General features: G+C 73.1%; 8 protein-coding genes. 1 reads left to right on the plus strand and 7 read right to left on the minus strand.

Features of this window, described 5'->3' with window-relative positions; all coding sequences use genetic code 11:
• Nucleotides 1-197: 197 nt before the first annotated feature.
• The 4 genes from AB0I91_RS37680 to imuA' are packed head-to-tail and all read right to left on the minus strand — an operon-like array spanning nucleotide 198 to nucleotide 6,202.
• A complete protein-coding gene (locus AB0I91_RS37680) occupies nucleotides 198-3,494 on the minus strand; it encodes an error-prone DNA polymerase (protein WP_498786822.1) in 3,297 nt (1,098 codons plus the stop codon).
• Nucleotides 3,494-3,694, minus strand: a complete 201-nt coding sequence (locus tag AB0I91_RS37685) for a hypothetical protein (RefSeq protein WP_498786821.1) — start codon at nucleotides 3,692-3,694, stop codon at nucleotides 3,494-3,496. The genes AB0I91_RS37680 and AB0I91_RS37685 overlap by 1 nt, the downstream gene beginning before the upstream one ends.
• A complete protein-coding gene (locus AB0I91_RS37690; RefSeq protein WP_499641134.1) occupies nucleotides 3,694-5,283 on the minus strand; it encodes a DNA polymerase Y family protein in 1,590 nt (529 codons plus the stop codon). The genes AB0I91_RS37685 and AB0I91_RS37690 overlap by 1 nt, the downstream gene beginning before the upstream one ends.
• Before the next feature lie 43 nt (nucleotides 5,284-5,326).
• Complete coding sequence (gene imuA' / locus AB0I91_RS37695; protein ID WP_499641136.1) at nucleotides 5,327-6,202, minus strand: DnaE2-dependent mutagenesis accessory factor ImuA'; 876 nt, start codon at nucleotides 6,200-6,202, stop codon at nucleotides 5,327-5,329.
• Nucleotides 6,203-6,404: 202 nt separating this feature from the next.
• Between imuA' and AB0I91_RS37700 the strand changes: the two genes are divergently transcribed.
• On the plus strand, nucleotides 6,405-7,220 hold the full coding sequence (locus AB0I91_RS37700) for a hypothetical protein (protein ID WP_498786818.1): 816 nt from the start codon (nucleotides 6,405-6,407) through the stop codon (nucleotides 7,218-7,220).
• Nucleotides 7,221-7,270: 50 nt separating this feature from the next.
• Here the strand turns inward: AB0I91_RS37700 and purH are convergent, their stop codons facing one another.
• The 3 genes from purH to AB0I91_RS37715 are packed head-to-tail and all read right to left on the minus strand — an operon-like array spanning nucleotide 7,271 to nucleotide 11,071.
• On the minus strand, nucleotides 7,271-8,854 hold the full coding sequence (gene purH / locus AB0I91_RS37705; RefSeq protein WP_498786817.1) for a bifunctional phosphoribosylaminoimidazolecarboxamide formyltransferase/IMP cyclohydrolase: 1,584 nt from the start codon (nucleotides 8,852-8,854) through the stop codon (nucleotides 7,271-7,273).
• Nucleotides 8,851-9,513, minus strand: a complete 663-nt coding sequence (purN, locus tag AB0I91_RS37710) for a phosphoribosylglycinamide formyltransferase (RefSeq protein WP_498786816.1) — start codon at nucleotides 9,511-9,513, stop codon at nucleotides 8,851-8,853. Before purN ends, purH begins: the two co-directional genes overlap by 4 nt.
• A 28-nt stretch (nucleotides 9,514-9,541) precedes the next feature.
• Nucleotides 9,542-11,071 (minus strand): cell division protein PerM, encoded by a 1,530-nt coding sequence (locus AB0I91_RS37715; RefSeq protein ID WP_499641139.1) that lies wholly within the window; start codon nucleotides 11,069-11,071, stop codon nucleotides 9,542-9,544.
• Nucleotides 11,072-11,222 lie beyond the last annotated feature (151 nt).

The raw sequence follows: 11,222 nt of genomic DNA on the forward strand, positions 1-11,222 counted from the left end.
ATGGCACCCGAACCCATGTCAAATCGGGCCTGGGTGCGGCGGTTCCGGGTCCGTTGTGCGGCGGTTGGGGCAAGTGGACTCGGTGGACGCGCCGCGGGGCCGTTGTGGGCGGGTGGGGGTTCGGTGGGCCCGGGGCGGTTTCAGGGCCGTTGTGGGTAGGCGGGGGTGGTGGTGTGGCGTCGGCGAGTAGAGCGGGTTTAGCGGAAGTCGCGTGAGCGTGAGGGGATGCGCAGGTCGAGCTGTTGCAATCGTTCCGCGCGGATGCTGATGACGCCTTCCGCGGATTCGACGACGCCTCGGATCAGCAGAGCCGGGCTGGTTCGGGCGACCTTGCGGTAGCGGGCCCACAGGCCCGTGGTGCAGACGACGTTGACCATGCCGGTCTCGTCCTCGATGTTGAGGAACGTGACGCCGCCCGCGGTGCCGGGGCGTTGGCGGTGGGTTACGGCGCCGCCGATCAACACCCTGGTCCCGTTGGGCACGGTGGCCAGGTCGGCGGTGGCCAGGGCGCCCAGGGCGGTCAGTCGCTCCCGGACGAACTCGGTCGGGAAGCTGCCCGGGGACAAGCCCATCGCCCAGACGTCGGCGACCGCCAGCTCGACCTCGTCCATGCCGGGCAGGGCGGGCGCCTCGGTGCCTACCACGGTTCCGGGCAGGCGGTCGGGTCGGATCTTCGCGACGGCTCCCGCCGACCAGAGCGCGGCACGTCGGTCCAGGCCGAAGCACCCGAACGCGCCCGCCGTGGCCATGGCCTCCACCTGGGCCGTGGTCAGGCGGACCCGGGCGCCGAAGTCGGCCATGTCCCGGAACGGGCCCGATTCCCGTTGCGCGACAACGTCTTCGGCGACCTTCTGACCGATCGTCCGGATTCCGGCCAGGCCGATGCGCACGGCCTGCTCGCCGTCCACCAGCTCGAGGGTGGCGTGCGGGAGGCCGGCGTTCACGTCCGGACCGAGCACGCGCACGCCGTGACGGCGGGCGTCCGCGACCAACGACTGAGGGGAGTAGAAGCCCATGGGCTGAGCACGCAGCAACGCCGCGCAGAAGGCGGCCGGGTGGTAGAGCTTGAACCAGGCGCTGACGAACACGAGGTGCGCGAAGCTGAGCGCGTGGCTCTCCGGGAAGCCGAAGTTGGCGAACGCCAACAGCTTCGCGTAGATCTTCTCCGCCAGCTCGTGACCGATGCCGTTCGCCTTGGCGCCCTCGTAGAAGCGCTCGCGGAGGCGTTCCATCCGGTGCGTGGAGCGCTTGGCGCCCATGGCGCGGCGCAGTTCGTCCGCCTCGGCGGGGCTGAAGTCGGCCACGTCGACGGCGATCTGCATGAGCTGCTCCTGGAACAGCGGCACGCCGAGGGTCTTCTTGAGCGCCCCCTCCAGCAGGGGGTGGTCGTAGTCCCACTGCTCCTTGCCGTTGCGCCGGCGGATGTAGGGGTGCACCGAGCCGCCCTGGATCGGGCCGGGGCGGATCAGCGCGACCTCCACCACCAGGTCGTAGAACGTCCGCGGCTTGAGCCGGGGCAGGGTCGCCATCTGCGCGCGGCTCTCCACCTGGAACACGCCGACGGAGTCGGCGCGCTGCAGCATCTCGTAGACGGCTTGGTCTTCGAGGTCGAGGTTGCCGATGTCGACCTCGACGCCCTCGTGCTCGCGCACCAGGTCGATGGCGTAGTGCAACGCCGAGAGCATGCCGAGGCCGAGCAGGTCGAACTTGACCAACCCGATGGAGGCGCAATCGTCCTTGTCCCACTGCAACACCGTGCGGTCGGCCATCCGGCCCTTCTCGACCGGGCACACCTCGCTGACCGGCCGGTCGCAGATGACCATGCCGCCGGAGTGGATGCCCAGGTGCCGCGGGAAGTTCTCCAGCTCGGCGGCCAGTTCCAGCACCGGGCCGGGAATGCCGCCTTCCTCCACTGTGGACCGCAGCGGGCCCCAGCGGTCGATCTGCTTGCTCCACGCGTCCTGCTGGCCGACGGAGTAGCCGAGCGCCCGCGCGACGTCGCGGATCGCCGACCGACCGCGGTAGCTGATGACGTTGGCGACCTGTGCGGCGTGCCGGCGTCCGTACTTGCGGTAGACGTACTGGATGGCCTCCTCACGGCGGTCGGACTCGATGTCGAGGTCGATGTCGGGAGGGCCGTCGCGGGCCGGCGCCAGGAAGCGCTCGAAGAGGAGGTCGAAGCGGACCGCGTCGACGTTGGTGATGCCGAGGGCGTAGCAGACCGCGGAGTTCGCGGCCGACCCCCGGCCCTGGCAGAGGATGTCGTTGCGCCGGCAGAACGAGACGATGTCGTGCACGACGAGGAAGTAGCCGGGGAAGTTCAACTCCTTGATGATCTTCAACTCGTGCTCGATCTGCTGGTACGCCCTGGGGTTCTCGCCGATCGAGCGGTAGCGGCGGGCCGCGCCGTCGTAGGTCAGCTCACGCAGGTGGCTGTTCTCGTCGTGCCCCGGCGGCACGTCGAACGGCGGCAGTTCCGGCGCGATCAGCTTGAGGTCGAACTGGCACTGCAGGCCGAGCACGGCCGAGCGGTGCACCGCACCGGGGAACCGGGCGAACCGGCGGGCCATCTCCTCCCCCGACCGCAGGCACGCCGTGCGGCCGGGCGGCAGCCAGCCCGCCATCTCGTCCAGGCTGCGCCGCGCCCGCACCGCCGCCATCGCCGCCGCCAACCGACCCCGCGCGGGCACCGCGTAGTGCACGGCGTTCGTCGCCACGGTCGGCAGCCCCAGGTCGTGGGCCATGCCCCACAGCAGGTCGTTGCGCGGCCCGTCCTCGGGGTAGCCGTGGTCGGTCAGCTCCACGAACACCCGGTCCGCCCCGTACAGGTCGACCAGCCTCCGCAGCTGCGCGAACGCCGCCGCCGGCCCTTCCCGCGCCAACGCCCGCCGCACCGCGCCCTTGCGGCAGCCGGTGAGCACGACGCAGTCGTCCCGGGTGTCCGCGACGACCTCCTCCAACCGGTACACCGGCCGCCCCTTCTCGCTGCCCTCGGCGAGCTGGCCGGTGGTGACCGTGCGGCACAACGCGTGGTAGCCGTCGCGGTTGGTGGCCAGCAGGAGCAGGTGCTCGCCCTCCGGGTCCGGCACGCCGTTCTGCGGCTCGGACAGCCCGAGGCTCAGCTCCGTGCCGAACACCGTGCGCATCCCGAGCTCCTTGGCGGCCTCGGCGAACCGCACCACGCCGTACATGCCGTCGTGGTCGGTCAACGCCACCCCGTCCAGCCCGAGCTGCTGCGCCGCCTCCACCAGCTCCTCCGGGTGGCTGGCGCCGTCGAGGAAGCTGAAGTTGGAGTGGCAGTGCAGCTCGACGTACGGCACGCGGGCGCGGGTCGACCCGAGGTCGTCCACCTTGACCGCGAAGTCGGGCGGCGCCTCGTAGCGGTCGCGGTGGCGCGTCCACGCCGGGCTGTCGCCGCCGTCGGGCACCGGGGGTTTGCCCGACAGCGCGCGCTCCAGCTCCGACCACCGGACCGGCGGGTTGTTCCAGCCCATCAGCGCGAGTCGTCGAGCGCCCGCCGAGGCGACGGGATCGACGGCGCCGCCGGTGGCAGCCGTGCGGGCAGCCAGCCGAAGCTCACCACGTAGGCCGGTCCGCCGCGCTGGTCCGGCACCTCGTGCCGGTCCGGCGCGGCGCAATCGTCCAGCCACTCGGCCAGGCTCCGGCGATCCTGCTCGGAGAAGTCACCGCTCATCAGTCGTACACCCCTTCCACCGCCCACTTGCCACCCGCGCGGATCAGCAGGAACGCGAGTTCCTCGCCGTCCGCCGCGGTTCCCAGCACTTGCAGTCGTGCACCGCGCATCGCGGTCTCCGCGTCCCACCAGCGCTCGTCCACCGGCCACGGCCCCGACCACGCCACGACCTGCCGCGCACGGCCGCCGTGCACGATCCGGTGCGGCCGCACGACCAGCTCGGCGTAGCCGGTGACCACGACGTCCGCGCCCGAGGAGTCCAGCAGCGCGACCGGCTCGGGTTCGGCGAACACCGTCGCGGGCGACGGTCCGGGCAGCTGCCCCGGCCACGGCTGCTCCGCGTCCGCCGCCGGGGTGCGCTCGTCGCCCCACGGCACCAGCCGCACCCGCTCGACCGGCCCACGTCCACCGCCGAGCACGGGCGTGAGCACGGCGTCCGGCCCGAGCAGGCCCTGGACGTGCACCATCGCGCGCGCCGCGCGTTCGGCCGCCTCACCCTGGTCCTGACCCGCGCCCGGCCACAGGCCCAGTTGCAGCGCGGTGGCGTCGACCACCTCTTCGGGGTCCAGCCGCAGCAGGTGGATGCCGGCGGTGAGGCCGGCGCCGTCGAGGCGGGCCCGGGTGAGCCAGCCGTCGAGCTGCCAGCGGACGCGGTCGGCGATGCCCTGCGGGGTGAGCGGCTCGGCGCAGCGCCACAGCCGGTGCAGCTCCTCGCCGTTCTCGGTGGTGGCCCGGATGCCGAGGCGGGTGCAGGCCAGACCCCGGTCGGCGAGGCCCGCGTGCAGGCGTTCGGCGAGGCCCTTCGCCGCGAACGCCGCCGCGTCGACCCGGTCGATCGGCGGGTCGAGCTCCCGGGTGACCGACAGCTCGGGCGGCGGGCGGCGGCGCGACCTGGGACGTTCCTCCAGCCCGGCGGCCAGCCGGTGGGCGAGCACGGCGGCGCGGCCGAAGCGGGTGGCGACGTCGCGTTCGGGCACGGCGGCGAACGCGCCGAGCGTGCGCAGGCCGAGGCGGCGCAGCAGGTCGACCAGCGCGGCCCGGTCCTCCCGGCGTTCGGCGGGCTGGTCGAGCTCGTGGATGCCCAGCGGCGCGAGGAACTCCCGGGTCCGACCCGGCGGCACGACCAGCCCGCGGTGCGCGGCCAGGGTCGACGCGAACAGCCCGTCGGCGAACCCGACCTGCGCCTCGACCCCGGCGCGCACCGCGATGTGGTCGACCAGGCGCTCGGCGGCCGACTCGGCGGACCCGAAGTACCCGACCGGCCCTTGGGCGGCGACGACCACCAGCCCCGGCCGGACCACCTCGATCCCGGGCGCGAGCTCCTCCACCGCCGCCGCGACCGGCTCGAAGAGCCGGGCGTCGCGCACCTCGTCGCACTCGAAGACGGCCAGCTCGGGGCACTGCCCCTGGGCCGCGCGCCGCCGCATCCCGCGCCGCACCCCTTCGGCGCGCGCGACCGCCGAACAGGCGACGACTTCACCCGATCCGACGACGGCGGCAGGGAGGTGCGGCGGGAGCGCGGCCTCGGCGGAGGCCGCCACCACCGGCCAGTCAGGACACCAGACGGCAAGCGTGTACAGGGGATTCACCTCTTCGACGGGTGGGAGGGGCGGGTTGTGAGACGCGCACGGCTCACACCGCCTCGACGGTGGCCGGGAAGGACGGACCGGGTTGGTCGGGTAGATCGGGTAGGTCGGGCGGGCCAGGCGGACCGGTGGAGGGGGGAAGCGGCAGGCCGGCGGGTAGCAAAGGCAGGTCGGCCGGCGGCAGCGGCAGGCCCGTGGGCAGCCGCGGCGAGTTGGCGGTCGGCAAGGGTGCGTCGGCCGGCGGCAGTGGTGAGTCAGTGGTCGGGAGCGGGACCAGGGAGGGGCGTGCGGGTGGCTCCGCGGCGGTCCCGGGGAGCACCAGGCTCGTTTGCCGTGGCCTCGCCGCGGCGCCTCGGCCGGTCGCTTGGACGTTGACGGTGCGAGCGGTCAGGAGGCCGTGGCCCGCTTCCAGGCCGGTCCAGTGGCCCGAGGTCGCCGTCAGCTCCACGTCCGCGCCCGGCCACGAGACGGTGAAGGGCAGCAGGACTGCCTTGCGGTGCCGGGCCCGGGCCGAGAGCTTGCGCGAAGTCGCGGGGGTGACCGGCGTGGCCAGCACGACCAGGTCGAACCCGTCCAACAGGGCCGCCACGGTCTTCTCGACCTCGCCCTGGTCCCTGCCAGGTCGGGGGACCAGGGCGAGTCGATGGACGGCCACGCCCAACTCGGCCGCCGCGAGTGCCCCACACCCCGGCAGGCCGACCACGGCCGCCCAGCATCCTTCCGCCGTCGCCGCGGCCATCAGCGCGAACAGCAACGATGTCGACCCTCGCACCGACACCGTGCTGCCCCGCCGCAGGCCACCCCACGGGAGGAGCCCTGCCAGTTCCCCGCGAACCGGCAGGGCCCGGACCGGTGCCTTGGTCAGCTCGCCCGCCGCGCCTACCCCGAGCGCGGTCAGCGTCGCCGTTGCCGACCTGGACACCAGCCCTCCTCCCACAGATCCGCGCGCACCCCTGTGCGCGGATCGCCGTGGGAAGTTCGGCGACCTGTCTGTCGAACATCTGTTCGAACGACACGGTGATCTTATCCCTAACCCGCCACCCCCTGTCAATGCCGGCAGCGTCCACGATCGGGTGGCCGGCAGACTGCTGCTCGCGACACCGACCGGCCACACGGGGGGAACCGTGAACGCACCTCAGAACCCGCAGAACTGGCCCCAGCAGCCACAACCCGGCTACGGACCACCTCAGCCCGGCCCCGGGCAACCGGGCGGGTACGGCCAGGGCCAACCCGGCGGGTACGGACCACCCCCGCCCGGTTTCGGCCCGCAGGGACCGCCCGGCCCCCAGCAACCCGGTCACGGCCCGTACGGCCCCCAGCCGCCGAAGAAGAGCCGCACGGGCCTGGTCGTGGGCATCGTGGTCGCCGTCGTCGTGCTGGTCCTGGGCGGTGTCGCCACCACGTTCCTGCTGGACTACTACGAGCAGCCGGGCGGCGGCCCGGGTGAGCAGCCGATCGCCGAGTGCGACCTCAGCGCCGACCTGAAGTCGCAGGCGCACGTCAGCAGCTTCCGCCTGGTCGAGAAACCCGCGCAGGACAAGGGCCTCAAGCGCTGGAACTGCCACTGGCAGCAGACCGAGGGCAAGGACGGCCGCAACCCGCGCAGCATGGCCTTCTACATCTACGACTACCGCGACTTCACCGACAAGTCGAACCAGAACGTCGAGCACGCGGAGAGCACCTACGACGACGCCGCCGGGTTCGCGAACGGCCTGCAGACCAAGCCCGTGGAAGGCCTCGGCGACGAGGCGATGCTGATCATCGAACCCACGCCGCGCGACTCGATCGACGTGAAGCTGATCGCCCGCCAGGACGCGGTGGTCTGGAGCATCACCTACAGCGGGCGGGACAAGGGCTTCATCAGCGACTCGCCGATGCCGCTGGCCGACGCGGAGGCCGTGGTCCGCAAGACGGCCGAGGAACTGATCGCGAAGCAGTGAGACGCGGAAGGGCTCCCCGTCCGCCGACGAGGAGCCCTTCCGGAGCGCTACTAGTGCGCGAAGTGCCGCGTGCCGGTCAGGTACACGGTCGCGCCGGCCGCCTCCGCCGCCGCGATCACCTCGGCGTCGCGCACCGAACCACCGGGCTGCACGACCGCGCGCACACCGGCCTCCAGCAGCACCTCCAACCCGTCCGGGAACGGGAAGAACGCGTCCGACGCGGCCACCGAACCCCGCGCCCGCTCACCGGCGCGCGCCACCGCCAGCCGGGCCGCGTCGACCCGGTTGACCTGGCCCATGCCCGCGCCGACGGTCGCGCCACCGGACGCGAGCAGGATCGCGTTCGACTTCACCGCCCGGCACGCCCGCCACGCGAACGCCAGGTCGGCCAGGCCCTCCTCGTCCAACGGCGTGCCGCACGCCAACGTCCACTTCGCCGGGTCGTCGCCCTCGGCCTCGATGGTGTCGGTCGTCTGCAACAGCAACCCACCGGACACGGCCCGCATCTCCACGCCACCGCGGTCGGGCGCCGGCGCGACCAGGATGCGGATGTTCTTCTTGCGCGTGAGCACGTCCACCGCGCCGTCGGCGTACGAGGGCGCGATGATCACCTCGGTGAAGATCTCCGCCACCTGCTCGGCCATCTCCACGGTCACCTCGCGGTTCGCCGCGATCACGCCGCCGAACGCGCTCACCGGGTCGCACGCGTGCGCGTTGCGGTGCGCCTCGGCGATCGCACCCGGACCGTCCACCTTGGACACCGCGATGCCGCACGGGTTGGCGTGCTTGATGATCGCCACGCACGGCAGCTCGTGGTCCCACGCCGCCCGCCACGCCGCGTCGGCGTCGACGAAGTTGTTGTAGGACATCTCCTTGCCGTGCAGCTGCTCCGCCGTCGCCAGCCCGGAACGCCCGTCGCCCTGCGTGTACAGCGCCGCCCGCTGGTGCGGGTTCTCGCCGTAGCGCAGCACCTGCTTGCGGTTCCACGTCGCGCCGACCCAGCCCGGGAAGCCGGAGCCCTCGTCGTCCGCCGCGACCGCGCTGCCCAGCCACGAGGCCACGGCCACGTCGTAGGACGCGGTGTGCCGGAACGCGTCCACGGCCAGCCGCTGCCGGTCCGCCAGCGTGAACCCACCGGCCTTGACCTGCTCCAACACCCACGAGTACCGCGACGGGTCCACGACGACGGCCACGCTGGCGTGGTTCTTCGCCGACGCCCGCACCATGGCCGGACCGCCGATGTCGATCTGCTCCACGCACTCGTCGGCCGACGCGCCCGAGGCCACGGTCTGCGTGAACGGGTACAGGTTCACCACGAGCAGGTCGAACGGCTCGATGCCCAGCTCGCGCAGCGTCTCCAAGTGCGACTCGCGCCGGGTGTCGGCGAGCAGCCCCGCGTGCACGCCCGGGTGCAGCGTCTTCACCCGACCGTCCAGCGCCTCCGGGAACCCGGTGACCTCCTCGACCGGCGTGACCGGCACGCCCGCGTCGGCCAGCGCGCGCGCCGTGCCGCCGGTGGAGACGATCTCGACTCCGGCCGCGTGCAGGCCGGTGGCCAGTTCCAGCAGCCCCGACTTGTCGGAAACCCCGATCAGGGCCCGGCGAACCGGTCGCCTCTCGGCAGGAGTGGTCACGGGATGCTCACCTTTCGTCCGTTCACGGTGCAGCCCTCGCGGGCCAGGCGGGCGACCACGTCGACCAGCAGCCGCCGCTCCACCACCTTGATGCGCTCGTGCAGGCTCTCGACGTCGTCGTCATCGGCGACGACGACCGCTTCCTGGGCCAGGATCGGCCCGGTGTCCACACCGCCGTCCACCAGGTGCACGGTCGCGCCGGTCACCTTCACGCCGTAGTCGACGGCGTCGCGGACGCCGTGCGCGCCGGGGAAGGCGGGCAGCAGCGCGGGGTGGGTGTTGACCATCCGGCCGCCGAAGCGGGCCAGGAAGGCGGGTCCGAGGATCTTCATGAAGCCGGCGGTGACGACCAGGTCGGGCTTGTGCGCCTCGACGGCGTCGGCCAGCGCGGTGTCCCACGCGTCGCGGTCGGCGTGGTCGCGCAGCTTCACCGCGAAGGAGGGGACGCCTGCGCGCTCGGCGCGGCCGAGGCCCTCGATGCCGGTGCGGTCCGCGCCGACGGCGACCACCTCGACCGGGTATCCGGGGTCGGCCGCCGCGTCCAGCAACGCCTGCAACAGGGTGCCGGAACCGGAGACGAGGACGACGACCCTGGCGGGGACGGGAAGCCGGAGTGTGGTCGCGGCGCTCAGCGTGCTCTCCTTGCTGGGGACTGTCACAGCAGCTCAAGAGCAGCCTAGGCGTTGGCTAGCGGGGCGCGTCGGCCAGGTCCTCCGGGTCGGCCTCGTCACCCTCGTCGGAGTCGGAGTCGGGTTCCTCGTCGGCGTCCTCGGGGTCGGTCTCCTCGGGGTCGACGTCCTCGACCAACTCCTCTTCGAGGTCGTCGTACTCGTCGAGGTCGTGGTCGAACTCCTCGTCGTCCTCCTCGTCGAGCTCCTCCCCGTCCTCGTCCTCGTCGTACTCCTCGTCGTCTTCTTCCTCCTCGAACTCCTCCTCGAGTTCTTCGGCTTCCTCGTCGTACTCGGCTTCGTCCTCGTAGTCCTCGTAGTCCTCTTCGTCCACGACGGCCTCCGGTTCCGGCTCGGCCGCCACCACGCGCGGCGGCCGCGGCCCGGAGAACCAGGCCACCACCGCGCCCGGCACGGTCACCCAGCCGAACGTGAGCACGGCCAGCAACCCGGCCGGGATGGTGACCGGGTTGAACGCCCCGCCGCCCAGCGCGCCACCGGCCACCGCCGCCAGCACCAGCGCCCCGACGCCCGCGGTGACCGCCGCGACCAGCACCGCGCGCACCCTGGCCCGCGGCGTCTCGGCCGCGTCGCGCAACGAGAACCCGGCCACCACGCCGATCACGCCCGGCAGCACGAGCACCAGCGCCAGGTAGGACGCCTGCTCCTCGGGCAACGCGGCCAGCAGCGGCACGGCGGGCACCGGGCCGCCGACGAACTCCAGCGGGCCCACCACCGCCGCGCCGATCGAGAACCCCGAGCCCACCACGTACGACAACGCACCGACCACCGCGTTCGGCAGGTACGCCAGGCACAGCAGCCAGATGCCGAGGCCCGTGCCGATGGTGCCGCCGCTCTGGTCGAACAGCACCGCGGTGGTCGACCACGAGAACAGCAGCCCGAGCGCCAGCACCAGCGCACCCGCCGCGACCAGCGCGAACAACGCCAACGCGCCCGTGCGCAACCCGCGCCGCGCCACCGGGTCGACCCGCTCGAACACGACTTCCACCAGGCCGCAGCGCTGCGCGACCCCCGCGACCGCCGCCAGCCCGGACACCACCGCGCACCCGAAGAACGCCACCGCGGGCGTGGCCCGGACCGGACCCTCGTCACCCATCAGGAACGCGATCACGCTGCCGACCACGGCGTGCGCGCCCGCGATGCCGAACACCACCGACCGCGCCTGCAACGGCTCGAACAGCCCCAACCGGTCCGCCGCGCCCGCCGCCGCCCGGTACACCAGCAGCATCACCAGCGCGGTCGGCAGCAGCGGCAGCAGGCCGAGCTGCCCGCCGTCGAAGCGCAGCGGCACGTGGTGCGCGACCAGCCAGCCCGGCGCGGCGGCGGTCAGCACACCGGTCGTCGAGAACGACGCGTGCGCGGCCGTCGAGGAGATCAGCGCGAGCAGCGCGGCGACGCCCGCGTAGCCGATGACCACCGACCCTGCGGCGGTCATCGTGAGCACCCGCACCCGTTCGGCGCGGGAGAACTCGGGCGGGCGGACGGAGTCCGTCACGACACCGTGCGAGGTCGTTTGCTGCACCGACATCCTCCCACTGTCCCAGTAGCGGTGAGCCGTTCGGTCGAGACTCGCCGGACACGCGAAGAGGGGTGGGGGGGGGGGTTGGGGGGCCCCCCCCCCCCCACCGGCGCACCCCAGCGCCGGGGGCCCCCCCACCCCCGGCGGCGGGGGCCGGGCG

The organism is Actinosynnema sp. NPDC049800, from assembly GCF_040656635.1.
Classification (GTDB): Bacteria; Actinomycetota; Actinomycetes; order Mycobacteriales; family Pseudonocardiaceae; genus Actinosynnema.

Excerpts from the sequence above, each read along its gene's own strand:
- AB0I91_RS37680 (WP_498786822.1), bottom strand. The coding sequence starts at position 3,494 with ATGGGCTGGAACAACCCGCCGGTCCGGTGGTCGGAGCTGGAGCGCGCG.
- AB0I91_RS37685 (WP_498786821.1), bottom strand. The coding sequence starts at position 3,694 with ATGAGCGGTGACTTCTCCGAGCAGGATCGCCGGAGCCTGGCCGAGTGG.
- AB0I91_RS37715 (WP_499641139.1), bottom strand. The coding sequence starts at position 11,071 with ATGTCGGTGCAGCAAACGACCTCGCACGGTGTCGTGACGGACTCCGTC.